22 protein-coding genes are annotated in these 25,346 nt (G+C 66.1%); 8 read left to right on the forward strand and 14 right to left on the reverse strand.

The annotated features are described in order from the left end of the window. Positions 1 to 121 precede the first annotated feature (121 nt). The 4 genes from NDI89_RS17085 to NDI89_RS17100 form a co-directional block, all read right to left on the reverse strand. Positions 122 to 2,194 carry a cellulase family glycosylhydrolase gene (locus tag NDI89_RS17085; RefSeq protein WP_277523170.1) on the reverse strand — a complete coding sequence of 691 codons (2,073 nt, stop codon included), beginning with the start codon at positions 2,192 to 2,194 and terminating at the stop codon, positions 122 to 124. Between the two features lie 440 nt (positions 2,195 to 2,634). Then, a complete protein-coding gene (locus NDI89_RS17090) occupies positions 2,635 to 3,351 on the reverse strand; it encodes a hypothetical protein (protein ID WP_277523173.1) in 717 nt (238 codons plus the stop codon). A 175-nt stretch (positions 3,352 to 3,526) separates the two neighbouring features. Beyond that, complete coding sequence (locus NDI89_RS17095; RefSeq protein ID WP_277523175.1) at positions 3,527 to 6,040, reverse strand: fibronectin type III domain-containing protein; 2,514 nt, start codon at positions 6,038 to 6,040, stop codon at positions 3,527 to 3,529. A gap of 42 nt (positions 6,041 to 6,082) precedes the next feature. Then, on the reverse strand, positions 6,083 to 7,972 hold the full coding sequence (locus NDI89_RS17100) for a cellulase family glycosylhydrolase (RefSeq protein WP_277523177.1): 1,890 nt from the start codon (positions 7,970 to 7,972) through the stop codon (positions 6,083 to 6,085). Between the two features lie 624 nt (positions 7,973 to 8,596). Here NDI89_RS17100 and NDI89_RS17105 point away from each other — a divergent pair. Then, a complete protein-coding gene (locus tag NDI89_RS17105) occupies positions 8,597 to 10,573 on the forward strand; it encodes a DUF460 domain-containing protein (protein WP_277523178.1) in 1,977 nt (658 codons plus the stop codon). A gap of 6 nt (positions 10,574 to 10,579) precedes the next feature. Here the strand turns inward: NDI89_RS17105 and NDI89_RS17110 are convergent, their stop codons facing one another. Next, positions 10,580 to 10,840, reverse strand: coding sequence for a DUF8015 family protein (locus NDI89_RS17110; RefSeq protein WP_226004737.1), 261 nt, complete (start codon positions 10,838 to 10,840; stop codon positions 10,580 to 10,582). Between the two features lie 65 nt (positions 10,841 to 10,905). Continuing rightward, positions 10,906 to 11,085: a DUF7470 family protein gene (locus tag NDI89_RS17115; protein WP_226004738.1), complete on the reverse strand. Its 180-nt coding sequence runs from the start codon at positions 11,083 to 11,085 to the stop codon at positions 10,906 to 10,908. A 130-nt stretch (positions 11,086 to 11,215) separates the two neighbouring features. Here NDI89_RS17115 and eif1A point away from each other — a divergent pair, with 130 nt between their 5' ends. After that, the gene (gene eif1A, locus NDI89_RS17120; protein ID WP_226004739.1) at positions 11,216 to 11,506 is read left to right on the forward strand and encodes a translation initiation factor eIF-1A; all 291 of its coding nucleotides are present in this window, start codon (positions 11,216 to 11,218) and stop codon (positions 11,504 to 11,506) included. 365 nt (positions 11,507 to 11,871) lie between these two features. Here eif1A and NDI89_RS17125 read toward each other — a convergent pair whose 3' ends face one another. The 3 genes from NDI89_RS17125 to NDI89_RS17135 all read right to left on the reverse strand — a co-directional run bounded on the left by NDI89_RS17125 (position 11,872) and on the right by NDI89_RS17135 (position 15,047). Further along, entirely contained in the window at positions 11,872 to 12,984 is a 1,113-nt protein-coding gene (locus NDI89_RS17125) for a pyridoxal-phosphate-dependent aminotransferase family protein (protein ID WP_277523180.1), read from the reverse strand. 220 nt (positions 12,985 to 13,204) lie between these two features. Continuing rightward, positions 13,205 to 13,693 carry a plastocyanin/azurin family copper-binding protein gene (locus tag NDI89_RS17130; RefSeq protein WP_277523182.1) on the reverse strand — a complete coding sequence of 163 codons (489 nt, stop codon included), beginning with the start codon at positions 13,691 to 13,693 and terminating at the stop codon, positions 13,205 to 13,207. 121 nt (positions 13,694 to 13,814) lie between these two features. Continuing rightward, positions 13,815 to 15,047: an MFS transporter gene (locus NDI89_RS17135; protein ID WP_277523386.1), complete on the reverse strand. Its 1,233-nt coding sequence runs from the start codon at positions 15,045 to 15,047 to the stop codon at positions 13,815 to 13,817. Positions 15,048 to 15,184: 137 nt separating this feature from the next. On the opposite strand from NDI89_RS17135, the gene NDI89_RS17140 reads away from it, so the two are divergent. Next, complete coding sequence (locus NDI89_RS17140) at positions 15,185 to 15,841, forward strand: DUF6517 family protein (RefSeq protein ID WP_277523184.1); 657 nt, start codon at positions 15,185 to 15,187, stop codon at positions 15,839 to 15,841. Between the two features lie 56 nt (positions 15,842 to 15,897). Here the strand turns inward: NDI89_RS17140 and NDI89_RS17145 are convergent, their stop codons facing one another. After that, the gene (locus NDI89_RS17145; protein WP_277523186.1) at positions 15,898 to 16,236 is read right to left on the reverse strand and encodes a DsrE family protein; all 339 of its coding nucleotides are present in this window, start codon (positions 16,234 to 16,236) and stop codon (positions 15,898 to 15,900) included. A 164-nt stretch (positions 16,237 to 16,400) separates the two neighbouring features. On the opposite strand from NDI89_RS17145, the gene NDI89_RS17150 reads away from it, so the two are divergent. Next, positions 16,401 to 17,819 carry an O-acetylhomoserine aminocarboxypropyltransferase/cysteine synthase family protein gene (locus tag NDI89_RS17150; protein ID WP_277523189.1) on the forward strand — a complete coding sequence of 473 codons (1,419 nt, stop codon included), beginning with the start codon at positions 16,401 to 16,403 and terminating at the stop codon, positions 17,817 to 17,819. Further along, a complete protein-coding gene (gene metX / locus NDI89_RS17155; RefSeq protein WP_277523192.1) occupies positions 17,816 to 19,021 on the forward strand; it encodes a homoserine O-acetyltransferase MetX in 1,206 nt (401 codons plus the stop codon). The genes NDI89_RS17150 and metX overlap by 4 nt, the downstream gene beginning before the upstream one ends. Positions 19,022 to 19,068: 47 nt before the next feature. Here the strand turns inward: metX and NDI89_RS17160 are convergent, their stop codons facing one another. Further along, on the reverse strand, positions 19,069 to 19,446 hold the full coding sequence (locus tag NDI89_RS17160; RefSeq protein ID WP_277523193.1) for a hypothetical protein: 378 nt from the start codon (positions 19,444 to 19,446) through the stop codon (positions 19,069 to 19,071). Positions 19,447 to 19,633: 187 nt separating this feature from the next. Beyond that, entirely contained in the window at positions 19,634 to 20,278 is a 645-nt protein-coding gene (gene serB / locus NDI89_RS17165) for a phosphoserine phosphatase SerB (protein WP_277523195.1), read from the reverse strand. A 231-nt stretch (positions 20,279 to 20,509) separates the two neighbouring features. On the opposite strand from serB, the gene NDI89_RS17170 reads away from it, so the two are divergent. Beyond that, positions 20,510 to 21,964, forward strand: coding sequence for a PAS domain S-box protein (locus NDI89_RS17170; protein WP_277523197.1), 1,455 nt, complete (start codon positions 20,510 to 20,512; stop codon positions 21,962 to 21,964). An 11-nt stretch (positions 21,965 to 21,975) separates the two neighbouring features. Here NDI89_RS17170 and NDI89_RS17175 read toward each other — a convergent pair whose 3' ends face one another. Next, positions 21,976 to 22,431: a universal stress protein gene (locus tag NDI89_RS17175; protein WP_277523198.1), complete on the reverse strand. Its 456-nt coding sequence runs from the start codon at positions 22,429 to 22,431 to the stop codon at positions 21,976 to 21,978. Positions 22,432 to 22,716: 285 nt separating this feature from the next. Here NDI89_RS17175 and serA point away from each other — a divergent pair, with 285 nt between their 5' ends. After that, positions 22,717 to 24,303: a phosphoglycerate dehydrogenase gene (gene serA / locus NDI89_RS17180; protein ID WP_277523200.1), complete on the forward strand. Its 1,587-nt coding sequence runs from the start codon at positions 22,717 to 22,719 to the stop codon at positions 24,301 to 24,303. A 151-nt stretch (positions 24,304 to 24,454) separates the two neighbouring features. On the opposite strand, the gene NDI89_RS17185 is transcribed toward serA, so the two are convergent. After that, positions 24,455 to 24,826 (reverse strand): cupin domain-containing protein, encoded by a 372-nt coding sequence (locus tag NDI89_RS17185; protein WP_277523202.1) that lies wholly within the window; start codon positions 24,824 to 24,826, stop codon positions 24,455 to 24,457. A gap of 150 nt (positions 24,827 to 24,976) precedes the next feature. Between NDI89_RS17185 and hisI the strand changes: the two genes are divergently transcribed. After that, complete coding sequence (gene hisI, locus NDI89_RS17190) at positions 24,977 to 25,345, forward strand: phosphoribosyl-AMP cyclohydrolase (RefSeq protein ID WP_277523204.1); 369 nt, start codon at positions 24,977 to 24,979, stop codon at positions 25,343 to 25,345. The last annotated feature ends 1 nt before the right edge of the window (position 25,346 follow it).

Below are 25,346 nucleotides of genomic sequence, written 5' to 3' on the forward strand. Positions count from 1 at the left end.
AATAAAATTTTGTATTGTTTTCCCTAATTTATACTCAGTAGCGCTTCTCGATCAGGAATCGTAGCGACGGGCCGTCGAGCGGCCGTCAGCGATTTCCGACTGGAAAGGCGCTGCGCTGTGATTAGATCTTCTCGAGCAACTCGAGGATGTCCGAGAAGCCGAAGCGGCCGTTGCCGTCGAAATCGAACTTCTCGGGGTTGTTCCGGACGCCGTCGGCGTTCCGGTTCTGGAAGAGAGCGTTGACGTCCCCGTGGGTCGTCTCGTTGTCCCCGGTGACGTCCTCGTAGCGGCCGTCGTCGTCGAGATCCCGCGCCTCGTACTCGCCCACCGAGATCGTCTCGTTGCCGTCGCCGCCGTCGTCCCCGTCACCGATGGTCCGCGTGTCGAAGGGGACCGTGTCGTCTTTGTGCTCCTCGAGCATCTGCTTGATGTAGACGCCGCTGTCCTCGCCCCCGATCAGGTCCCACTCGCAGGGCAGCTCGTCGCAGCCGACCGGGATGTCCTCGAAGGGCGTGTCGTAGAAGTTGTCGTTGACGAGGTCGAGTTCGCCCTCTTCCAGCGCGTTCGGATTGTCGAACATCTTCGGCAGCCAGCGGACGTCGGCGCACCAGCCGACCCAGCTGATCCGGTCGTCCCCCTCGACCTGGTCGAGGAACGGGACGCCGTACTCGGGGAGCGTCCCCTGCCCGGTGGTCGTCCCGCGCAGCCAGTGGGAGACGTCCGCGTCGTTGATCCAGCCGAACTCGGTGATCGCGACGGGATGGTGGTCCATCGCGTTCTGCAGGCCCGCCGCCTCGTAGGCCTCCCAGCCGTAACACTCCTGCTCGTAGGGGTCGTCCTCCACCGGGAGATAGGGGCTCTCGAGGTCCTCGCCGGTCTCGGCCTCGACCGCGTCGGGGCTCTGGTAGTTCGTATCGTTGAACCAGTTGTTCATCTGGCTGACGTCGTGGCCCGCGTAGTTGTGCCAGGTGACGGCGATATTGTCGTAGCCCGCGTCGTTGAAGTTCCGCCAGTGAAGCGCCTGCACCGACTGACACCAGCCGGGGACGCCGACCAGCAGGACGCGATCGGACTGGTACTCCCTGATCTTCTCGATGATCGGCCCCATGAACTCGTCGAGGAACGTGTCCCAGAGGGGCTTCTGCTTGAACGCCCCGCAGCCCTCGACGGGACCCCAGATCCCCGGCGCGGTCGGTTCGTTGTACGGCTCGAAGAGCACGTGGTCCATCTCGCCGTAGCGCTCGGCCACCACGTCCCAGAACATGAGGACTTCGTCGAGCAGCTCCTGATTGACCGTCCAGTTCTCGTACGCGTACGGCGTGCCCTCGAGGTTGCCCTCGCTAATTCCTTCGACGTAGTCGTCGCCGGGCGTTTCCTCGATGTATTTCTGGTCGACGTATCCCCACGATCCCGGCGCGTCCTCGCCGAACATCTCGTGGCTGTTGTACGCCCAGTAGTTCGTGTACTCGCTGTCGTAGGGCAGGTGGTTCTCGGCGTAGGCGGGTTCCTCGATGCCCGGCGGCTGTTCGTGCCAGTGGCGGTGGTAGTCGACGATGCAGTAGACCCCGCGCTCCTTGCAGCGCTCGACGATCGGGTCGTAGTAATTCTCGAGGTACTCCTCGAGTTCCTCCCGCGTGAACGCCTGTGGTTGTGCCGGGCGCTGCTTCCGGCGATCGTCGTCGACCGCCTGCGGCGACTCGAGTTCGCCGAACTCGTACTCGGGTCCGGTGTGCCCCATCGGGTGGTGTGACCCGTCGTCCCTCGTCCCGATGTCCTGTGGCTGTGCGGGAACCCGGATGACCCGCGGGTGCCAGCCCGCCTCGTTATTCGTGACCGTATCGACGAGCTGTGTCGGCGTCTTCCCGCGGAGGTTCCGCGTCCGGTGGAGTCGCTTCGGATCGGGGATGCTGAGCCCCCGCATCTTGAACGTCTCGCCGTCCTCGTTGACGATCCGATTGTCGTCGCTGACCGTCAGGTTCTGGAACTCGTCGAGCCCGCCGGCCGCCGCGCTGCCGGCGAATCCCGCGCCCATCCCGAGACCGGCGACGCCCGCGGCGGCGGTCGTTCGCATCACGTTACGTCGAGTGAGGTTGATGGGCGACGTCGCGTCGTCCTCCGTCCGCTTCAGTACACTCCGTCGCGTGCTCTCGGTCGTCGGTTCATCCGTCTGCTGCGTATTGTCAGTCCGTTTCATTGTCATCTCGTCGCTCGGATCCGCGTGCGTCCGTCACGGGTCGCCCGCGATAGCTGCGAAGATCCACCCACAAGTCCCCGTTCTACCACATTAAAATTAACTACAGAAGTAAAAGAAATTATTGTTACGCGCCTTGTTGTAACATTCCACACATGTGATCCGCGGCCGTTCTCCTCGAAGGGCAGCGCCGAGCCCGTACCCGCGATCTCACATCTCGACGACCGCGATCGCGTTCTAGAACGGCCTTCGGCCCGCGTCTGGACGACGATCTCGAGAGCGTCGGTCCGATGAGCGTCGCTGTATTCGTCGGCCGCCCGTTCCTCGCCGGGCCGAACGGTGCCGACACCGATCGGTTCAGCGCCCCCACGCCCGCCCTCGCGGTGCCGATCGAACCGGCCGCCGGTTCGTACTCCCAGTGCAGCCGACGCCTCGGTCGAGTCTCACTCCGACCGTCCGGACCGATCGCCACGTTTCCCGAGCGCGTACGCGATCCACCCTGCAGCGCCGATCACCGCGGCCGAGGGACCGAAGCCCGGAATACCGTCGTCGGACCCGGCAGTCGTCTCGGATCCACCGTCGGCCGGGTCGCCGTCTCCGACGGTGAGCGTCGCCGATTCGACCGACGATTCGACGACGGTACCGTCGCCGTCCTCGAGCCGGACGATCTCGATCTCGGCTGTGGTTTCACCGGCTTCCACCCCCTCGATCTCCACGTAACCGACATCGAGGTCGGTGGCACCGTCACCGATGGACTTTGCCGCGGCGAGACGCGCCGTCCCGTCTGCCGTCTCGACGTCCTGAACCAGGGCGTCGGCGAACGCCTCCCCGAGCCCGGCGTCGACGACGCGAGCGACGGCCGTCTCGACGGTGACCTCGAGATCGAACCCCGAGAGTCCGTCGGGGGCCTTAGTCAGGCCGACATCGACGGTCGTTGTCCCGCCCGGGTCGATCGCCGCCTCCGCCGGCGTCACCGTTACCGTCGGTGCTTCACTCGTCTGGGCGGCCGGTCCGGCCTTCCCGGCGACCGGGCCGGCCGCTACGCCCGCACCGACGAGGCCGGCGGCCGCCAGGAACCCCCGCCGGCCGATCGCGTCGTCGGTCGGTGTCGCGCACTGACTCGCCCCTTCCACCTGTTCCGTTTCCGTCGTTTCGTACATTGGTATACAGCTCCGTCAGAGCCACCGCCGCGTACCGCGGATCGTCGCTCGACGACCGGGCCGGCGGTGGCAACGGACGGCACTCGTTCGAATCGACTCGCTCCCGTCGTTCGTCTCGGCGTCTCTGTCTCCCGTCGAACCCCGCGTCGAAACGGCGGTCCGCCGGCGATCGGGATTACGAGACCGTAATCTCGACCTCGTGGGTCGTCTGCCGGCCGCGCTGGTCCGTCACGGTGAGCGTCACCGTGTAGGTGCCAGCGGACCCGTAGGAGTGTCCGGCGTACCAGCCGCTCGCGGACGTTCCGTCGCCGAGGTCCCACTCGAGCCCGGTGATCCAGACGTCGTTGGGCGTCGTCTCCCGAACGCGGAAGTCGATGCGCTCGTCGGTCTCGACGTCCGTGGCGCTCGGGTTGATCTTCGCGAGGTGGTCGACCTCGAGGGGGATCTCGCCGTCGACCGGTTCCCAGGCGTACATCTCCTCGTATTTGGGCTTCTCGCCCCGGTTGGTCCACTGTGCTTCCCAGTCCTCGCCGTTCCAGTGGACGCGTTCGCCCTTCTGGTAGAGGGTGTCAGCGTCCCACTCGGGATACTCGCTGTCGCCGCCGTCTTCGTTGTCGCCGTCGTCTCCGCCCGCGGTCGTGGCGGAAACCGTCGCGGGATCGGTCTCCGTCCCCTCCTCACCGACCGCGCTGACGCCGATCTCGTAGGTCGTCTCGGACTCGAGGTCGGTGACTGTGGCGCTGGTCGAGCTCGTGGTCGTTTCCTCGGTGCCGTCGACGGAGACGACGTACTCGACGGCGTTCGGGTCGGAGTCCCACGCGACCTCGACCGACGTCTCGGTCTCGGCGACGACCTCGAGGCCCTCGGGCGTGCTCGGCGGCACGTGGGGCTCCGCAGTCGTGGCGGAGACCGTCGCGGGGTCGGTCTCCGTCCCTTCCTCGCCGACCGCGCTGACGTTGATGTCGTAGGTGGTTCCCGACTCGAGATCGGGGACCGTAATGCTGGTCGAGCTCGTGGTGAGCGTCTCCTCCCCGCTGGCCCAGACGTCGTACTCGACGGCGTTCGGGTCGGAGTCCCACGCGACCTCGACCGACGTCTCGGTCTCGGCGACGACCTCGAGGCCCTCGGGCGTGCTCGGCGGCGTGTGGGCCTCCGCGGTCGTCGCGGTAACCGTCGCGGGGTCGGTCTCGGTATCCTCCCCGCCGATGGCGGTGACGCCGATCTGGTAGGTCGTGCCCGACTCGAGGTCGGTGACGGTCGCGCCGGTCGCGGTCGTGGTCGTGGTCGTTTCCCGCTCGCCGTCGACGTACACGGCGTACTCGTCGGCGTTCGGATCGGTCGCCCACGCGACCTCGATCGAGGTCTCGGTCTCGTCGACCACTTCGAGGTCCTCGGGAACGCTCGGCGGCTTCTCGTCCGGTTCGCCGTCGCCGACGGTCAGCATCGCCTCCTCGAATTTCGGTTCGATGAGTTTCGCGCCGTCGTTACCGGGGAGCGTTTCCATCGGGGTCGTCCCCTCCGCGACGTCGACGACCGTCTCGCCGTCGGCGACGCCCTCGAGTTCGACGGTTGCGAGGTCGAGGTCGGTTGTTCCTTCGCTGATCCGTTTCCCCGCCGCTGCGACGGTCGCGAACCCGTCGGTCACGTCGATCTCGGGCGGGAACAGGGAATCGGCGAACGTCTCGCCGATCCCGGCGTCGACGATGATCGCGGCCTCGGCGTTGACGTCGATGTCGATCTCGAACCCGGACAGCCCGTTGGGGACCGCCGTCATGCCGATATCGACGGTCGTCGTCTGGCCCGGATCGATCTGCGCGTCGGCGAGATCGACGGTCACCGTGGGCGTCTCCGGCTCCGACCCCGCGACGGTCGTGGCCTGCACCGTCGCCATCCCGGAGGCGGTCTCGCCCTCACCGACGGCACTGACGCCGATATCGTAGGTCGTCTCGGCCTCGAGCCCCGTGATTGTCGCGCTGCTCGAGGTCGTCGTCGTCTCCCGCTCGCCGTCGACGGAGACCGCGTACTCGAGGGCGTCCGGCACCGGACTCCACTCGACTTCGACCGAGGTCTCGCTCTCGTCGACGACCGCGAGATCCGCCGGCATATCGGGCACGCTGGGGTCGTCGCCGACCCTGAGCGTCGGCGTCTCGTAGTCCACCGCGACCGCTTCGTCCTCGGCGTCGGTCAGCAGGAAGTCCGACAGTTCGACGTCGGTCGTCCCGTCTTCCCGTGCCTCGAGGACGAAGGTGGCGAACTCGTACCCGCTCGTTCCGACGTCCATGACCCCGCCGTCCTGCCTGAACGCGGCGTAGTCCGCCCTGAACGAGTCGGTCGGTTCGTCGACGCTGTTTCGATCGTCCCAGTTCGACGGCCACTCGTCGCCGAGGGAGACCCCGACGATCTCCGCGACCGCGGAATCGACCGCGGCCTCGAGGCCCCAGCCCATCACTCCCGTGGGTCCGTTCGAAATCGAGAACGTCACCGTCGTGGTCTCGCCGGCCTCGATCCGTTCGTCAGCGAGGTCGGCGGAAAGCGTGACGTGGTCGTCGGCCGCGACGGTCGACGTCCCGACCGCGATCGCGCCCGCACTGGCCCCGGCGGCCTGCATGAAGGTGCGTCGCGACGCGGAGGAGTCCGCCTGCTGATCGGTGAGCTGTGCGTCGTCGTACGTGTCGTTGTCGTTCGTCATTGGATTTGTAGTGTCGTATTTACGGTGTGTCTTCGACTCTCGCTAGATCTCCTCGAGCAGCTCGAGGATATCCGAGAAGCCGAAGCGGCCGTTGCCGTCGAAGTCGAACTTCTCGGGGTTGTTCCGGACGCCGTCGGCGTTCCGATTCTCGAAGAGGGCGTTGACGTCCCCGTGGGTCGTCTCGTTGTCCCCGTTGACGTCCTCGTAGCGGCCGTCACCGTCGGGATCTCGAGCCTCGTACTCGCCGACCGGGACCGTCTCGTTGCCGTCGCCGCCGTCGTCGGGGTAGGGATCACCGGTGATGTCACCCGGACCGATGTGGAGGTCGTTCTCGCCGTTGTCGGCGTCCGGATACGGGTCGTCGCCGGGCGCGAAGTCGTCGTAGTCGTCGGCCATCTCCTGGTTCAGTTCGTGCCACCAGACGCCGGGCGTCTCGTCGTTCAGGTGATTCATCCAGTCGTCGGCGCCCTTCGCCCCGTCGTTCAGACCGGGGGTGCCGTGTTCGAACATATTCGGCTCGTAGGTGTGGTCGAAACACCACGCCAGCGGGTGGACGTCGTAGTTCGCGATGAACTCCTCGTACTCCCGGATGTACGGCTGACAGTCGCCGTCGTGCTTACCGCTACAGTCCATCCAGGGCGTGTCGACGTGCATCCCGCCGCCTTCGATCCAGCCGAACTCGCTGAAGAAGATCGGCACGTACTCGGAGGGCTGACCGAAGTACTTCGAGAGGGGGCGCAGCCCGTCCTGCGTGTAGACGTGGGCCGTGTAGCACATGTTCTCGGCGTCGAACTCGTTGTGGGGGGCCCAGTAGGTGTACTGACTCCACCGCGGACTCCCGATCGTGATCAGCTGTCCGTCCGCGTTCTCCTCGACCGTGTCGACCCACGGCTGAGCGCGATCGACCCACAGGTCGTACCAGGCTTTCATGTCCTCGTGGGAAACGTCGTAATTGGACGCGTCCCCATCGCCGGGGGCCTCCGCCGGCGCGGAGAGTTCGCCCGCCTGCCGCTGCGGGCCGCCCCAGTCGCCGCCGTAGGGCCCGGTCGGCTCGTTGTACACGTCGAAGATCACGTGATCGTCGCCCGCGTATCGGCTGGCGACGATCTCCCAGAACATGTGCAACTCCTCGTCGAGCGCGTTCGAGATCTCCGGCGGCTCGAGGTAGATATCGTCTTCCTCGAGGTCGTACGCCTCGAGGATGTTCTGCTCGTGGATCAGGTCCCAGATCTCGTCGACCTGGTCCTCGCCGTGCCAGAGCACGCCGCGCTCGCCACAGACCTCCGGATGGCGCCAGTCCTCGCCGCCGTCGCTCGAGCACTGCCAGACGTTGGGATCGACGCCGTGGTTCTTGTGGTCCTCCTGGTGGAAGACCGGGTAGTGGCGGTGGTAGTCGATCATCACGTAGGCGCCGCGCTGGGCACCGAGCTCGACGAGTTCGTCGAGGAAGGTCCGACAGTACCACTTGACGTCGTCCCTGTCGAACTGTCCCGGCAGGGCCGGACCCCAGTCGTCGCCGTGGGGCATTTCGCTCGGTTTCGCGTTCTTCGTCCCGGCCGCGAGGAACGACGGCATTACCGGTACCCGGACGACGTTGGTGTACCATCCCTCGGCCTCGTTCGTCGCTAGCTCGAACGTCTCTGGCGCGGTCTGTCCCCGCCATGTTCGGCTCTGTTCGCCGGGATCTGCGATGTTCACGCCGCGCAGGCGGACTTCTTCACCGCTCGGGTCGACGATCTCGTTTCCGTCCCGTGCCAGCGGCGGGAGATCGATCTCTTGAGCCACTGCAGAGCTCGTGACGCTGCCGAGACCGCCGAGCGCGACCACGCTCGTTCCGGTCGCCTTCAGTATCGTTCGTCGCGACGTCGAGACGCCGCGGCCGCCCCTATTCGACTGAGCCGCCGAGTCCGTTTGATCCGTGTTTTTTGACATGGTGTGATGGGTGCCCGCGAACGAGATGTGCGATTCGTTCGCTGGGAATGCGGAGGCGTTTCGGATCCTCCTCGAGACATAATTTTAGTCTATAGTAATGAAATTTTTGATTATTGTGATAAACATTACGTTTGAGTAACTCAAAAATAATTGATCTAATATGTCCGCCGGAGGACCGTTACGGTCGGAGAGCGGACGAGTAACGGGAATCCCAAATAAGCAGGCTCAGGCCAGAGACCGGACATAACTGAACACATTCCGGTTTGTGGAATAGGGATGGTCAGTCTCCGCTTCCGATCTCCGTATACAATTTCCGACGGAAATGAAATTTAGTTGCTACATTCGGGACCTATTGTGAGCTGTATTACATTTTGCGGAGCGCTTCTCGAATCAGCGACGGTCAGACGGCACTCGAACTCGCCGCCATCGACTATCGGTCCGTTGCCGTCCGCGAGACGACGCTCACTCACCGACGACGTCGGGAATCAACCGCGGAAAACCGACACCGGACCCCCACTTCTAACCGGCGACCGGTACGTCCTCTCGAGGGCATCACTGCCACAGTCGACTCGACCGCTGAAACCCCGCGCCGGATTTATAGCTACCTCGTTCCTACGGTCCCCTGTGAGTACGCGAACGAGTGCGCTCGATGCGGTCGTCTTCGGTGTCGACATCCAGAGCGGTGACGTGCGCGGCGACGCCCCGTCGTACGCACTCGCGATCTACGACGGCGAGGACGTCGGCCGGGACGTCGTCAGCCACCGGAAACTCAGACGACTGATCGACGACGAGGAGCCGGCGATCGTCGCGACCGATAACATGTACGAGCTGGCCGCCGATAAGGACCAGCTCATCCACTTCCTCGGCTCGCTGCCCGCCGAGACCATGCTCGTACAGGTGACGGGTGCCGAACAGCCCGAGCCGCTCTCCCGCGTCGCGAAACGCCACAACGTCCCCTACGGCAAGGACCCCATGCAAGAGGCCGAAGCCGCCGCCCGACTGGCCGCCCACAACGTCGGCCACGAGGTATCGGCCTTCACCGACACGACGGAGGTCAAGGTCGCCCGCGGCCGCTCGACCGGCAGCGGCGGCTGGAGCGAGGACCGCTACACCCGCCGCATCCACGGCTCCGTCAGGAAACGGGCCCGGGAAGTCGAGTCCGAACTCGAGGACGCGAACCTCGAGTACGAGCGAGAGGTCCGAGAGGCCTACGGCGGCTTCGCCAACGCCGTCTTCACCGTGGAAGCGCGGCCCAGCGACATCCCCGTCTCTCGGAATCGCTCGGGCGACGTTCGCGTCGAAATCGAGCGGGAGCGCCGCGACGGCATCGAGTTCGAGCCGCTGGTCAAGCGGCGCGATCACGTCGTCGTCGGCATCGATCCGGGAACGACGACCGCCGTCGCCATCGCCGACCTCGAGGGCGACGTCCTCGACGTCTGGAGTTCGCGAACCAGCGACACCGCCGACGTGATCGAATGGATCGTCGAGCGCGGCCGTCCGATCGTCGTCGCGGCCGACGTGACGCCGATGCCCGAAACCGTCGAGAAGTTCCGCCGGAGTTTCGACGCCGCGGGCTGGGCCCCCGAGAGCGACCTCCCCGTCGACGAGAAACAACACCGCACGCGCGAACATCCGTACGACGACGACCACCAGCGCGACGCCATGGCCGCCGCGCTGTACGCGATCGACGCCCACGAGGATCAGTTCGAGCGGATCGCCGACAAGCTCCCGCCGGGCGTCGACCGCGGCGAGGTCACCGCCCGCGTCGTCGCCGGCGAAGAGAGCGTCGAAGCCGTCCTGACCGATCTCGACGACGACGAGAACGGGGACGAGGAGGACTCGACCGAACACGAGCCCCGCGAACTGACCGAGGACGAAAAACGAATCAAGGACCTCGAGCGACAGGTCGAGCGACTCCAGTCACACGTCGACCGCCTCGAGGGCCGCGTCGCCGACCGCGACGAGCGGATCGACGAACTCGAGACCGAACTCGGCGTCGCCCGCCGCGAGGAACGCAAGGAAGTCCGTCGGGACCGGGAAGTGAGTCGCCTCGAGCGCAAGGCGAACCGGCTCGAGCGCGAGCGCGACGAAGCGCAGGAGGAAGTCGAGGCGCTCGAGGGGAAAGTCGAGCGAATGAAGGCCCTCTGGAAGCTCGATCACTCCAATTTCAGCGACGTCTCCGCGGAGAAGGAGGGGCTGGTCCCGGTCAAAGTCATCGAGAAGTTCACGAAGGGCGCGATCCGCGAGGCCGACGACCAGTACGGCATCGCGAGCGGCGACGTCGTCTACGTTCGCGACGCGAGCGGTGCGGGCCGGTCGACCGCCGAACTGCTCGCGGAGTTCGACCCCCGCGTCGTCCTCAAGGACGGCGGCCTCTCGGAGATCGCCGACGAAATCCTCTTCGAGGCCGAAATCCCGGTCGGCCCCGCCGACGACGTCGCCATGCAGGAGGTCGACGAACTGGCCGTCGCCCGCGAGGACGACGTCGAAGCCGCGATCGACGACTGGCACGACCGTGCGGAAGAACGCAAGCGCGACCGCAAGGCGTCGATGGTCGACCAGCTCATCAGCGAACACCGAGCCGGCGACAACGAAGTCTGAGCGGGCCTACGTTTCCGGTCCCGACTCCATCGGCGACAGTACCCGCGGGACCTCCTCGAGTTCGACCTCCTCGGTCAGATCCTCGGTACTGTCGACCGGTCCGTTGACGAACAGCGCGTGAGCGATGAATCCGATCGCGACGATGCCGAGCGCCATGACGGCGGCCGTAAACGGGACCGCCGTCGCGTAGCCGACGATCGCTCCGGTGCCGAGACTCGCCGCGATAGAGAGCAACACGAGATCATAATAGTGTAGCGAGTATCCCATACGAGAACGACGGGATACAGAGACAAAACGTTTGATCCCGAGGGTCCGGGACTCCTCGAGACGGGTCAGAACATCCCGAAGTTCTGGAGCATCCCCGAAATCAGCGATTTGACGACCAGTCCGAGGCCGGCGACGATGAGTGCCATCCCGGCGGCGATCAGCAGGTTCTGCGACGCGATCAGGCCGATACCGGCGAGGAGAATCACGATTCCCGCGATGCCGAGCGCGCCGAGGTTCCGTAACATACCCACGGATGGAGAGCCGAGCGGAATAAACGGCGTGGTTCCCCGATCGGGTGGAAGAGACGCTCGCGTCCGGTGATCGGGCGAAAAGGAACAATAAAGGGTTAAACCCCTCGAACGCAAAGCCGCGGCCATGAGCGACGACGGAGACGGCGGTCGGAACAACCTCCGGATGCCCGAGGATGACGAGGTCTTCGCGACCGTTACGGACATGCTCGGGGCGAATCGGGTCAAGGTACGCTGTGCCGACGGGACGGAACGCACCGCTCGCATCCCCGGCAAGATGCAAAAGCGCATCTGGATCCGCGAGGACGACGTCGTGCTCGTCGAACCCTGGGACTGGCAGGACGAGAAGGCCGACATCACCTGGCGCTACGAAAAGAGCGAGGCCGACCAGCTCCGTGAGGAAGGCCACATCCAATAAGAACGACTTTTTGCGCTGCGTGCGGTCGCGAAGCGACCGCACTCGGCAAAAACTCGACTAAAACCACTCCTCCTTCCTCTCCACTCACTCCGTTCGTTCCGAATCAGTCGTCGGCCCGCTCGCGCCTGTGGCGCGAGCGGTGAACGGCGTCGCTCACGGGTCACTGCGTTCCCCGTTCGATCTCCGCGGTTCTCACTCGCTTCGCTCGTTCCGAACCGCGCACCGCTCGGGTTCTTCGAACCGCTCGCTCGCCGAGACTGCGCCGATAACTCGCTCCGATAGCCGATACACGCTAGCTCCTGTACCGGCTTCGTGCTGCACATTTTCCAGAGAATATCCGGATTAGACCGCCCTCGAGCGGCAGGTTAGAGATCTGCGACGTCTTCGATCGCGTCGGTCAGTTCCTTGATGCTCTCGAGGTCGTGTTCGCCCATGTGGCCGATTCGGAACGTCTCCTCGCCGAGTTGCGAGCCGTAGCCGTTCGAGAAGACCATGTCGTACTCGTCGCTGACGGCCTCGATGGTCGCGGCGACGTCGATCCCCTGCGTGTTCTCGATGCAGCTCACCGTCTGCGATTCGTACCCCTCCTCGGGGAACATGTCGAAGTGCTCGCGGGCCCACTCGCGGGTGTACTCGGCCATCTCCCGGTGGCGCTGATCGCGCGCGTCGTGGCCCTCCTCGAGCATGTGCTTCATCTGTTTCCGGTAGGCCAGCATGATCGGAATCGCGGGCGTGGAGTGGGTCTGCCCCTTCCGCTCGTAGTAGTCGATCGTGCGCTGGAAGCCGCCGTACCACGACGCCGACTCCTTCTCGAGTTCGCGCTCGTACGCGTCGTCGCTGACGACGCAGACGGCGAGCCCCGGCGGCATGGCGAACGCCTTCTGGCTCGAGGCGAAGATGACGTCGATATTGTGTTCGTCGATATCGACGATGTCCCCGCCCAGCGCGGAGACCGCGTCGACGACGAAGTACGTGTCGGGGTACTCCGCGACGACGTCGCCGATCTCCTCGATGGGGTTGCGGACGCCCGTCGAGGACTCGTTCATGACGGTGGCGACGACGTCGTAGTGCTTGTCGCTCGATTCGAGGGTCTCGCGGATGTCTTCGGGCTTGATCGCCTGCCCCCACTCGTACTCGAGCCTGTCGACGTCCTTGCCCAGTCGCTCGGCCACGTTGGCGTGGCGCTCGCTGAAGCTGCCACAGGTCGGGACGAGGATGTTCTCGTCGACGAGGTTGAGCGTCGAGGCCTCCCAGAACTCCGTGCCCGACCCCGTCAAGATGACGACCTCGTTGTCGGTGCCGAGGAATTCCTTCGTGTCCTCGACGATGGTCGTGTACAGGTCCGTCATCCGGTCCATGCGGTGGCCGAACATCGGCTCGCACATCGCCTCGATGACGTCGTCGCGCACTTCCGTCGGACCCGGGATATACAGCGTCTTGTCGGGATAGTCGTCGTTGTATTCGCGTTTCTTAGTCACGGAAACCACTCGAGTACGGGTCACTGGGACGCGTGACGGTATGGTACTTTTGATACCACAGCGGGAGTGGCGGGGTGAGTGACGCAGCGGTCGCTGCGACGGGAGCGGTACTCGCGGTAAAAACGGGCTGCGCCTCTCCGGCCCGACAGCCGTGCGATCGGATGCGAGCCGCGAGAGAGGACTCAGCGGCAGTCGCTGTCGGAAACGGCGGTGAGAGTCGTTACTCGACCGTGATGTCGCCGACCATCTGCGAGGAGTGGGGCTGGCAGACGTACGAAGTCATCTCGCTGCTGGCCGTGAAGGTCAGCGTCTGGTCCTCGCCCGGCTCGGACACCGTCTCGGTAGAGAGATCGTTGACGACCTCGTCGCTGTCGTTACGGATCTCGATGTTGTGTGGCTGGCCGTTGCCCTCGTTCCAGCCGATCGTGTACTCCTCGCCCTCCGAGAGGATGAGCGTCGGGTTCGACGAGCCCTCGATCGCCGAGGGGCTGACTCCCGTCCACTCGGAGGTCTGGCCGCTGAACATGATCTCGTCGCCGGCGCTGGCTTCGTACTCGCTTGCGCCGCCACCGTTGCCGTTACCGTTGCCGTTACCGTTTCCGTTACCGCCGCCGTTGCCGCCACTGCAACCGGCGACGAGCGCCGTCGATGCGGCCGCGCCCGTGAGCTTCAGTGCTGTCCGCCGTGAAACTGCCTTGTCTCGTGCCATCATCGGAAGTTGGGGTCGGCCACATAAAAATTGATACCTTCTATCACTCCGATGTTATGACAATACATACCACAATATACGTACTGTCGATCGGGGAGACAGTATGCGCTTCCGGACCGGTTCAGGCGTCGCCTCGATCCTCCGATCGGAACCGATCGGTCGGTTCGAGCGAGAGCCGCAGGAACGCCGGCACGGTGACGACGGCGATCGCGATCTCGAGGCCGCCGACGACGACGAACGCGAGGTCGTAGCCGTAGGTGCCGGCGACGGTGCCGCCGACGAGGAAGCCGCCGAGGAAGCCGAGGCTTCCGGCGAGGTTGAACCCCGCCATGGCGACGCCGCGCTCGTTTTCGTCCGCGAGGTCCGTGACCAGCGCCATCGTCGCGGGGGCGACGAGCGCGCCGAGGACGCCGACGCCCGCCATCGCGACCGCGGCGGTCGCCACCGAGGGGGAGGCACCGACGAGGAGGATCCCGCCGCCGTAACAGACGGATCCGACGACGATCGGGACCGTGCGGCCGATCCGGTCCGAGAGCGCGCCCATCGGGTACTGCAAGAGCGCGAAGGGCGCAAAGAAACACGCCAGCAGGAGCCCGGTCATTCGGGCGTCGAGGCCGAAGGTCTCCTGAAAGTAGAGCGTCCCGACGAGCGCGAAGAAGCCCGCCGTGAGCCGGTCGACGAAGCCGAACGCGTACGGAATGGATAACGTCGGCCGCCGGCGGATGCCGTCCGCGAGCGCGCTGATACTCCGCCGCTCGTCGGGAATTCGATCCTCGACGAGCGTGACGAGGGTACCCACGCAGACGAGCAAGCCGGCGGCGACGAGCAACGGCGCGACCGGATCGACCGCCGTCAGCTGCCCGCCGATCGGCGCGCCGAGCGCGGCACCGAGCCCGATCGCGATCCCGGCCGCACCCATGTTCCGGCCGTGGCCGCCCTCGAGGTCCATCAGCATGGTCATCGTCAGGGAGAACGCGCCGATGGTCATCGCGCCCTGACCGACGCGCAGGAGAAGCACCCCCTCGAAGGGGACAGTGCCGATGGCCGGGACCGCCGCGAGGGTAGCGTAGCTGAGCGCCCCGCCGAACGCGCCGACGACGATGAAGGGAGTCCGGCGTCCGGTGGCGTCGCTCGCGAGTCCCCAGAGCCCGACGAACGCGACGTAGGCGGCGAACTCGGCGACCAGGAACCACATGCTCGCGTCGAGGGACGTCGCCGCGAACGCCGAGGTCGCCGCGTCGGCGCCCAGCGTCTCGACGAGCGTCGCGACGCCCGGATAGAGCAGGAGCTGCGAGAACAACACTGCGAAGACGAGCGCGGCGAGCACCACCCGATCGCGGTCGCTCGAGTGCACGGACGTCCGTTGGTTCTCCGGGAGTATGAACTCGTTCGTTTCGATCCGGACGAGCATGATTTCTCCGGATCGGTAGAGGTGCCCATCCGGCGACCGGAACCGACGCGTTTTCGTTCATTGCGGACCTGTAACTACCGATGACAGTCACTCGCCGACAGCTCCTCGCCGCGGGGGCGACCGCCGGAACCGGAGTCGTCGCCGGCTGTACGGATATCGTCCGGGATTCGCTCTCGTCGACGCGGGGGACCGTGTCCGAGGCGGCGCTCGAGGAGACCGGGTACAGCGAACACACCGTCGAGGAAGTCGTCGTGGAACGGACCGTGGGCCGGTTCGGAATCGAACGGACGATCGAGGCCCGGAACTGGTACGCCGAGTACGATCGGTCGATCGCGCTCGATTCGGTCGGTCTGACGCGCGCACAGGCGGCGATCGTCTCCGTCCTCACGACGCCGCAGGTGTCGGTCCTCGGGAAGACGTTCAACCCCGTCGGCGAGTACTCGACCGACGAGCTCGTCGAACTGATCCAGAGCCGATACGACCGGCTCGAGGACGTCCGCTCCGCCGGCGAGGAGTCCGTGTCGATTCTGGGCACCGAAACGACGCTCGCCCGCTACGAGGGGCGCGCTCGGCTGCTCGAGCCCGGCGTGACGCTCGACGTCTACCTGCAGATCAGCGAGCCCGTCGCCCACGGCGACGACTTCGTGATCGCCATCGCGGTCTACCCGCAGTTTCAGGGCCTCGAGACCGAGTCGGGTGCGGTTCGGACGATGCTCGAGTCCCTCGAGCACGAGTGAGCCCCTCGAAACGCGGCGAGACCTATGGGCGCACGTGGTCTCGAAATCCGAGGGTCCTACGGACGAATGTAGGCGTACCCCTCGCTCTGTAGCCGGGTGAGCTCGCCGCCGCCGGAGGGGACTGTTTCGACGCCTTCGACGAGGTCCGAGTCGGCGAGGTCTTTCATTTCGAGCGTGTTGCTGCAGGCTTTGACTGCGATGCCGGCCTCGAGCAGCGATTTGACCGTCTCGCTGCCGTCCCCGCCGGCCGTCAGGGGTTCGATCCCGTCGGCTTGCGCGACGATCGCGACGTCGTCGATTTCCACGGAGTCGTCCTCCGTGAGGTTCTCCGCGATGGTGAGTGCGGTCCGTTGCTGCGCCGGTTCGTCGGCGATGAGGTGGAAAACTGTCTGCACGTCTCGATAGCAGCGTCGTCTCTCAATAGTGGTTGAGCCTGCGAGCGAACGCGTTCGACGCGACCGCCGGCCCGAGCCCAGTGGTTCGTGCGTGACATTCTCTAGTCTTCGTTTTTTGCCGTTACTGCGACGCATATGAATCTGGAGGAGTATGCATACTAAACATGAGCGACGACGCGAGCGACGGGCACGATGCCGACCGCGAGACGTCTTCGACGTCTCGAAAAGGAGGCGGTGAAACCGCCGACTCCGACCACGAGACGCCGGAGGCGTCTCGAGACGGCGAGCACGGACTCGGCACGCGCAGCGTCCACGCCGGCCAGTCTCCCGATCCGGAGACCGGCGCGATGGCACCGCCGATCTATCAGACGACCTCCTACGTCTTCGAGGACGCCGACACCGCCGCCGATCGCTACGCCCTCAAGGACGACGGCTACATCTACTCTCGCATCGCGAACCCGACCGTCAGCACGCTCGAGGATCGCCTCGCGGACCTCGAGGGCGGCGCGGGCGCGGTGGCGACGGGCAGCGGCATGGCCGCGCTGGATTCTGCAGTACTGATCCTCGCCGAGGCGGGCGACAACGTGGTCTGTTCGACCGACACCTACGGCGGGACGACCGCCTACTTCTCGAAGACGGCGACCCGACGGGACATCGAGCCGAAATTCGTCCCCACCCTCGAGTACGACGCCTACGAGGACGCCATCGACGAGGACACCGCCTTCGTCCACGTCGAGACGATCGGGAACCCCTCGCTGGTGACGCCCGACTTCGAGCGCGTCGCCGAGATCGCCCACGACAACGGCGTCCCGCTGGTCGTGGACAACACCTTCGCGACGCCGGCGCTCTGTCGCCCCCTCGAGCACGGGGCTGACGTCGTCTGGGAGTCGACCACCAAGTGGCTCCACGGCTCGGGCACGACGGTCGGCGGGGTCCTCGTCGACGGCGGCTCGTTCCCCTGGGGCGAGCACGGCTACGAGGAGATCGCGGGGCCGAACCACGCCTACCACGACGTCGACTTCTCGCGGGACTTCCCCGAGGCACCCTTCGCGGCGACGGCCAGGTTCCGGTCGCTGCGCAGTCTGGGCAACCAGCAGTCACCGTTCGACGCCTGGCAAACGCTGCAGGGGCTCGAGACGATGCCCCTGCGCGTCGAGAAGCACTGCGAGAACGCCTCGATCGTGGCGGACTACCTCGACGACCACGAGGACGTCGCCTGGGTCACCCATCCGGGGCTCGTGGACCATCCCACCCACGACAATGCCAGACGATACCTCGAGGACTACGGCGGGATGGTCGCGTTCGGACTCGAAGAGGGATTCGAGGCGGGGAAGGCTTTCTGCGAGAACGTGGAGGTCGCCCAGTTCCTCGCGAACATCGGCGACGCGAAGACGCTCGTAATCCACCCGGCGAGTACGACTCACGGGCAGCTCTCGCCCGAAGAGCGGGCAGAGGCGGGCGTTACGGACGACCTGATCCGGATGTCGGTCGGGATCGAGGATCCCGCGGACATTCTCGCCGACCTCGAGCAAGCGATCGCGGCGGCGACGCGAGCCTGTCGCGAGGAGGGTGAGACATCGTGACGACGAAGAACACGGTCAGTCTCGGGCAGTTCCAGTTCGAGAGCGGGGAGTCGATCCCGAGCCTCGAGGTCGCCTACGAGACCTACGGTGAGTTCACCGGCGACAACGCGGTGCTGGCCTGTCACGCGCTGACCGGCAGCGCCCACGTCGCCCGCCGGCCGGACGCGGGCGGCGACACGGCGGGGCAGGCCCGGGCCTGGTGGGGCGACGTCGTCGGCCCCGGGAAGGCGATCGACACGAACGAGTACTACGTCATCTGTGCGAACGCGCCCGGCTCGTGTTACGGGACGACGGGGCCCGCGAGCGAGAACCCGGAGACGGGCGAGCCCTACGGGACCGACTTCCCGCCGGTCACGGTCGGCGACTGGACCCGGGCTCAGCGACAGCTACTCGACGAGCTCGGCGTCGGGCGGCTCCACGCCGTCGTGGGCGGCAGCGTCGGCGGGATGAACGTCCTCGACTGGCTGCGCCGGTATCCCGACGACGTCGAGCGGGCCGGCGCGGTCGCCACCGCCGCTCGGCTCGACGCCCAGTGTCTCGCGCTCGATACCGTCGCTCGGCGGGCGATCACGGGCGATCCCAACTGGAACGGCGGCCACTACTACGGCGGCCCCGAACCCGAGGAGGGGCTGGCTCGAGCGCGCCAGATCGGCCACATCATGTACCTCTCGAAGGCCTCGATGGGACGCAAGTTCGGCCGCCGGTCGGCGGGGCGGGCGGCGGTTCGCGAAGAGCCGCCGGACCCCGCGGCCGCGTTCTTCCCGTATCGGGAGGTCGAGTCCTATCTGGACTACCAGGCCGACAAGTTCACCGATCGGTTCGACGCCAACAGCTACCTGTACATGACGCGCGCGATGGACGATTTCGACCTGTCGGCGGGCTACGAGTCCGACGCCGACGCGCTCGCGGCCTTCGAAGGGGAACTCCTCCTCCTCTCGTTTACCGGCGACTGGCACTTCACCGTCGAACAGGCCGAAGCGCTGGCCGAGTCCTGCCGCGAGGCCGAGGTCGACGTCGCCCACCACGTCGTCGAATCCGATCACGGCCACGACGCGTTCCTCGTCGAGCCGGAAAAAGTCGGGCCGCCGCTGGCCGACCTGCTCGAGGACGGGCTCGCCGGCCGTGCGATCACCGACACGGCACCGGAGGCCGACGACTCCGGCGAGTTCGCTCCGGTCCACACGAGTCTGTTTTCGGAGTGAAGAGACGCGATTCGACCGTTCGAATAGCGACGAATCCCGAGTCCGTTCTACAGTCGATCGATGTCCGCGGACTCGAACGAGACGTACTGATCGGCGACCGACCGGTCCGACCGGCGGCGGGCGAGCCAGTGTTGCACGTCGGAGGCGAACAGCGCGAGGTTTTCGCGGCCGAGCAGCGCGATCGAGATCCCCTGCGGCGAACGGAACAGGGCGATCAGCGACCACATGGTACCGGCCGCGACCGCGCCGGCGGCGGAGAAACTCATTCCCAGCGTGAAGAAGGTCATTCCGTACACGAATCCGATCCCCATCGACGGGAGGCTCGTGCCGAGCGGAACCCGCGCGCTCGCGTCGCGCAGGGTCGGCGCGAGAAAGACGATCGAGAGGCCGCTTCCGAGCATGAATACGAGGTCTTGCCACATCATCAAAACTACTTACTCGCTCACGAGTTAATAACTTCGTCGGTGCCGAAATCGGTCGTTAGCCATGACAGTCGCTGGAATCGGCCGTTCGAACGGATCGGTGAGTAGAAACCGCAGACGGGTATCGGTGCCGCGCCGGAGAAGTGCAAGCCGGATTACGACGGCGAGAATCGGCTCGGTCGCCTCCCGATCAGCGCTCGGCGAGGACGCCGTCGTCGACGAGCGTCTCGCGAGCCTCGGCCATCGACGTGACGACGACGTCGCAGTGCGGTTCGACCGCCGGTTTCGGCTCGAAACCGATCGCCAGCCCCGCGACCTCGAGCATCGGCAGATCGTTGGCCCCGTCGCCGACCGCGACGGTGTCCGCGAGGTCGACGCCGACGTCGGCGGCGAGGTCCGCGAGCGCGTCGTCCTTGGTGCCCTCGATCAGCGGCCCGTCGACCGCGCCGGTGAGCTCGCCGGCTTTCATCGGGAGCCGGTTCGAGACGATGTGATCCACGGAGACGCCTTCCCGCTCGAGCGCCGTCGCGACGCCGCGTTCGAACCCGCCGGTGAGGATAGCGGTCGTGACGCCGGCCTCGTTCAGTTCCGCGATGAGGTCGGCGGCCCCCTCGCGGAGGACGACCTCGTCGAAGGCGGCCTCGGCCTCGGCGTCCGGCAGTCCCTCGAGCAGCGCCGCGCGCCGGCGCAGGCTCTCGGCGTACCCGATCTCGTCGTTCATCGCGCGCTCCGTGATATCGGCCATGCTATCGGCGACGCTGCGGCGGTCGCCGAGCAGCACGGTCATTTCGGAGTCGGAAAGCGTCCCGTCGAAGTCGAACGCAACGACTGTCATTGCCCCCCGATTGTCGGGCCCCGGATAAACCAGTTCAGGTTTTCCCGTCGCGATCGTCGTCGCGGCCCCTCTCGGTGCGGTCGTCGCTATCCGGCCGCTGCGCAGGCGTTCGCGGCGATCGGGACCGCCGTTTCGTGTCCATCGCGACAACCCGAGAACCCGACAGTCGCTCGTCTCGCGTCACGACGGGTAGCCGGTGTATATATAAGGAGTCCCACCTGTTTCCCTGGTGTGACCGACGGCGATCGGAAGCGCGAGCGGTCGAGATCGACCGACGCTCTCGAGTCGCCGCTGTACCCCTTCGAGGAGGGCGAGTTCTTCCGACAGCTGGTCGCCAACACTTCGGAGGGGTTGTTGACCATCGACGAGGAGAGCACCATCGTCTTCGCCAACCCCGCGATCGAGTCGATCCTCGGCTACGACCCCGCGGAACTCATCGGCTCCTCGAAGATGACGCTGATTCCCGACCGACTTCAGCCGGCCCACGCCGCCGGGTTAGAAAAGTACCTCCGGACCGGCGAGAAACACATCGACTGGGACGGGATCGAACTTCCCGCCGTACACAAGCACGGCCACGAGGTGCCCGTGCTGGTAAGTCTGCGGGAACACACCCACGACGGCGAGCGGCTGTTCACCGGCCTCTTTCGGGACATCTCCGACCGAAAGGCCCGAGAGCGCCGCTTCGAGGCCGTCTTCAACAACACCTACCACTTCACCGGCCTCCTCGATCCCGACGGCACCGTCCTCGAGGTGAACGAGACCGCGCTGGCGTTCGCCGGGCTCGAGCGGGACGACGTCGTCGGGAAACCGATCTGGGACACCTACTGGTTCCAGTTCGGAGACGAGTCGCGCGAAACGGCCCTCGAAGGAGTCGAACGCGCTGGCGAGGGAGAGCTGTTCCGGGACGAAATCCGTGTTCGAGGAAACGACCGAACCGCCATCATCGACTTTTCGATCCGACCGATCACCGACGAGCGGGGCGAGATTCAGCTGCTCGTCCCCGAGGGGCGAGACGTCACCCCACTGAAACTCCGGGAGCAGCACCTGCGAGTCCTCCACCGACTGCTCCGGCACAACCTCCGCAACGAACTCAACGTCATCGGCGGGTACGCAGAGACGCTGCTCGCGGAACTGACGGACGAGGCCCACCGCGAGGAGGCGGCCGAGATCGCGGCGGCGGCCGAATCCCTGATCGAACTCAACGAGTCGGCGAAGGAACTCGCCGACGCGACCCTCGAGGACGGTCGCCTGCGGACGCCGGTGGCCGTCGGCGACGTCCTCGAGACGGTGGTCGACGACCTCCGCGATCGATATCCCGCGAGTACGGTCACGATCACCGGGGCCACGGACGCGGTCGTCCTCGGCGACGATCGGGTCGCGACCGTTCTCGACGAACTCGTCCAGAACGCGATCGTTCACACCGACGAGTCGGTCGTGGAAATCGTCGTCGACGAGGGCACCGAGACGGTCTCCGTTCACGTCCACGACACTGGCCCCGGTATCCCCGCGTCCGAGCGGGCCGGAATCTTCAACGACGAACCGGTCACGCAAGTCAGACACGGCAACGGGCTGGGACTGTGGCTCGCCAGCCTGATCGTCGACGACTACGGCGGCTATTTCGACTACGCGCCGCGCGACGACGGCGAGGGGAGTTGCGTCACCGTCCACCTCCCGCGAACGCAGTGACGAAGGCGGGGCTACTCGCCGTCCACGACCGGGGTCTTGACGATCGTCACCGGACGGGAGGCCAATCGGGCGACGCGGTCGGTGACGCTGCCGAGCAACTGGCGGTACTCGCCGGATCGTTCCTTCGACCCCATGACGATCAGATCGGCGTCCGCCTCGTCGGCGTACCCGATGATCTGCTCGTGTGGCGAGCCGTGCCTGACGACCGTCGTCGGCTCGAGTCCCGCCGCCCGGGCCGCCTCGGCGGCCGATCCGAGCGCGTCCTCGCCGATCTGCTCGAGGGCGGCCTCGAGCCCCTCGAACTCGTGGACGTACTCGTCGCCGCTGTAGGAGCTGTAGACGTCGCTATCGACGACGTACAGCAGGTCCAGCGCGGCGTCGGTGTGTTCCGCGAGGGCGATCGCGTGTTCGATCGCCAGTTCCGTCCCCTCCTCCGCGTCGGTCGGCAGTAGGATCCGATCGTACATACGAAACAGTGTGTTCCGGAGACATATAACGGCGACCGGTAGTTCCCGACTGGCGGGAGCGAGACGCCGAATCCACTGACGGCGATCGCGGGAGGTTCCGGTGCCGATCGGTTACCGTTCACCGTCGAATACGACACGGCCCGTGGCGGCGTCGACAGCGTCGGGGCCCACGCCTGCGTCGTTCGTCCCGCGTGCTCCCTCCCTCGATCGCGACAGGCAGCGGTATTTTTTGCCGCGCACGACCACAACGGAAGGGTTTACGTGTTCCGCGCGATTGTCTCGCGCATGAAGGTTCTCGTCACGGATCCCATCGCGGATGCGGGTCTGGACGTACTCAGAGACGCCGGGCACGAAGTCGAGACGGGCTACGAACTCGAGGGCGACGCCCTCCTCGAGGCGGTCTCCGACGCGAACGGACTGATCGTCCGCTCGGGAACGGAGGTCACCGAGGAGGTCCTCGATGCTGCGGAGGATCTGGTTATCGTCGGCCGAGCGGGGATCGGCGTCGACAACATCGACATCGACGCCGCGAAAGATCACGGCGTCATCGTCGCCAACGCTCCCGAAGGGAACGTTCGCGCGGCCGCCGAGCACACCGTCGCGATGACGTTCGCGACCGCCCGATCCATCCCGCAGGCCCACATCCGCCTGAAAAACGGCGAGTGGGCGAAGAGCGACTACCTCGGGACCGAACTGGACGGCAAGACCCTGGGCGTCGTCGGCCTCGGCCGCGTCGGCCAGGAGGTCGCAAAGAAGCTCGACTCGCTGGGGATGGACATCGTCGCCTACGACCCCTACATCAGCGAGGAGCGCGCCGACCGCATCGGTGCCGACCTCGTCGAGTTCGAGCCGTGTCTCGAGGCCGCGGACTTCCTGACCGTTCACACGCCGCTGACCCCCGAGACGGAGGGGCTGATCGCCGAGGACGAACTGGACCTGCTGGGCGACGGCTACCTGGTCAACTGCGCCCGCGGGGGCGTCGTCGACGAGGACGCGCTGGCCGCCAAGGTCGAGGACGGGACCCTCGCCGGCGCGGCGATCGACGTCTTCGCCGAGGAGCCGCTCCCGGCCGACTCGCCGCTGCTCGAGCACGACGACATCATCGTCACGCCCCACCTCGGTGCCTCGACGGAGGCCGCACAGGAGAACGTCGCCACCTCGACGGCGAAACAGGTCAACGCCGCACTGATCGGCGAACCCGTCGCGAACGCCCTGAACGCGCCCTCGATCGACGAGAGCGCGTTCCCCCGCGTCGAGCCCTACATCGACCTCGCGGAGACCGCCGGCAAGGTCGCCGCACAGCTCCTCGACGGCCGCATCGAGGACATCGAAGTCGTCTACGAAGGAGACATCGCCGACGAGGACGTCGAGTTCGTCACCGCGAGCGCGCTCAAGGGCGTCTTCGAACCCCTCGAGTGGCAGGTCAACGCGGTCAACGCGCCCCAGATCGCCGAGGACCGGGGCGTCGACGTCACCGAGTCCAAGACCAGACAGGCCGAGGACTTCCAGAGCCTGATCTCCGTGACCGTCAGCAACGACGACGACGAGGTGTCCGTCGACGGCACCCTCTTCGCCGGCGACGACCCGCGCATCGTTCGCATCGACGGCTACCGCGTCGACGCCATCCCCCACGGACGGATGGTCATCGCGCGCAACACGGACGAGCCCGGCGTCATCGGCCTGATCGGCTCGGTAATGGGCGACCACGACGTCAACATCGCCGGCATGTTCAACGCCCGCGAGACCATCGGCGGCGAGGCGCTGACCGTCTACAACGTCGACAGCGAGGTCCCCGACGCGGCCAAGGAGGAGCTTGAGGCCGACGAGCGAATCATCGGCATCAGCGACATCACGCTGAACGGGCAGGCCTGAGCGGGCTCGAGGATACCGACCGACGCGGCAGTCGCTTTCGTCTCGTGCGTTCTTTCTCTCAGGACCGCAGTAGCCGCTGAAACTCACTGCACACCTGATCGCACGACTGCATTGCGATCAGTGTGTGAATCGGTTCAGTGGCGACTATAGATCAATCCTCGTAGGCGTGGGCGTCGCTGACCGGCGGTGCCCCCATTCCGATAACCGTCGCCTCGCCGTCGGCGTCGGAATCGGTGTACGCCCGGTGCGGGCTCCCCGGTTCGGCGACGAAGAACTGGCCTCGATCGACGCGGTAGTCGCGATCCGGCGTCTCGACGCTGAGCGTCCCGTCGGCGACGTAGAACACCTCCTCCTGCTCGTCGTGGTAGTGGAGGCCCGATAGCGGGATTTCCTCCCCTGGCGCGACGCGATACATCCGAAGGCCCAGGTTCGCCATGCCGATCGCGTCACTGATGTAGCGCGTCTCCGACGGCCGATTCGATTCCGGCGCGATGTCATCCGGGTCGACGACGTGATATCCCATAGGAAACAGTTGCAGGCCGTCTCTATAACGGTGATCCGTCTGCCGGCGAATACCGACGGTACTGAGCGGGATCGGTCGCCCGAACCGATCGCGCCGCGAACGCTCCGCCGCGGCAAAAGACCTATCGCTCGGACGACCGATATCGCGAGTATGGACGACGACGTTTCGGTCGACTTCGGCGAGGACGGGCTCGTCCCCGCCGTGGCACAGGACGCCGACACCGGCGAGGTACTCATGCTCGCGTACGTCTCGCCGGCGGCCCTCGAGCGGACCCGCGAGACCGGCCGAGCGCACTACTACTCCCGGAGCCGCGATGAACTCTGGGAGAAAGGGGCGACGAGCGGCCACGTGCAAGCAGTCCGGGAGGTGCGAGTCGATTGCGACGCCGACACCCTCCTCTACCTGGTCGACCAGGAGGGCGGCGCGTGTCACACCGGCCACCGGTCGTGTTTCTACCGGACGGTCGAAGGCGAAAACGTCGGCGAACGGGTGTTCGATCCCGAAGCAGTCTACGAGTGAG

The organism is Natrinema salsiterrestre, assembly GCF_029502005.1.
GTDB lineage: Archaea > Halobacteriota > Halobacteria > Halobacteriales > Natrialbaceae > Natrinema > Natrinema salsiterrestre.

Excerpts from the sequence above, each read along its gene's own strand:
- serB (WP_277523195.1), bottom strand. The coding sequence starts at position 20,278 with ATGACAGTCGTTGCGTTCGACTTCGACGGGACGCTTTCCGACTCCGAA.
- NDI89_RS17095 (WP_277523175.1), bottom strand. The coding sequence starts at position 6,040 with ATGACGAACGACAACGACACGTACGACGACGCACAGCTCACCGATCAG.
- eif1A (WP_226004739.1), top strand. The coding sequence starts at position 11,216 with ATGAGCGACGACGGAGACGGCGGTCGGAACAACCTCCGGATGCCCGAG.
- NDI89_RS17085 (WP_277523170.1), bottom strand. The coding sequence starts at position 2,194 with ATGAAACGGACTGACAATACGCAGCAGACGGATGAACCGACGACCGAG.
- NDI89_RS17090 (WP_277523173.1), bottom strand. The coding sequence starts at position 3,351 with ATGTACGAAACGACGGAAACGGAACAGGTGGAAGGGGCGAGTCAGTGC.
- NDI89_RS17140 (WP_277523184.1), top strand. The coding sequence starts at position 15,185 with ATGACAGTCACTCGCCGACAGCTCCTCGCCGCGGGGGCGACCGCCGGA.
- NDI89_RS17150 (WP_277523189.1), top strand. The coding sequence starts at position 16,401 with ATGAGCGACGACGCGAGCGACGGGCACGATGCCGACCGCGAGACGTCT.
- NDI89_RS17110 (WP_226004737.1), bottom strand. The coding sequence starts at position 10,840 with ATGGGATACTCGCTACACTATTATGATCTCGTGTTGCTCTCTATCGCG.
- hisI (WP_277523204.1), top strand. The coding sequence starts at position 24,977 with ATGGACGACGACGTTTCGGTCGACTTCGGCGAGGACGGGCTCGTCCCC.
- NDI89_RS17160 (WP_277523193.1), bottom strand. The coding sequence starts at position 19,446 with ATGATGTGGCAAGACCTCGTATTCATGCTCGGAAGCGGCCTCTCGATC.
- serA (WP_277523200.1), top strand. The coding sequence starts at position 22,717 with ATGAAGGTTCTCGTCACGGATCCCATCGCGGATGCGGGTCTGGACGTA.
- NDI89_RS17115 (WP_226004738.1), bottom strand. The coding sequence starts at position 11,085 with ATGTTACGGAACCTCGGCGCGCTCGGCATCGCGGGAATCGTGATTCTC.
- NDI89_RS17175 (WP_277523198.1), bottom strand. The coding sequence starts at position 22,431 with ATGTACGATCGGATCCTACTGCCGACCGACGCGGAGGAGGGGACGGAA.
- NDI89_RS17185 (WP_277523202.1), bottom strand. The coding sequence starts at position 24,826 with ATGGGATATCACGTCGTCGACCCGGATGACATCGCGCCGGAATCGAAT.
- NDI89_RS17100 (WP_277523177.1), bottom strand. The coding sequence starts at position 7,972 with ATGTCAAAAAACACGGATCAAACGGACTCGGCGGCTCAGTCGAATAGG.
- NDI89_RS17130 (WP_277523182.1), bottom strand. The coding sequence starts at position 13,693 with ATGGCACGAGACAAGGCAGTTTCACGGCGGACAGCACTGAAGCTCACG.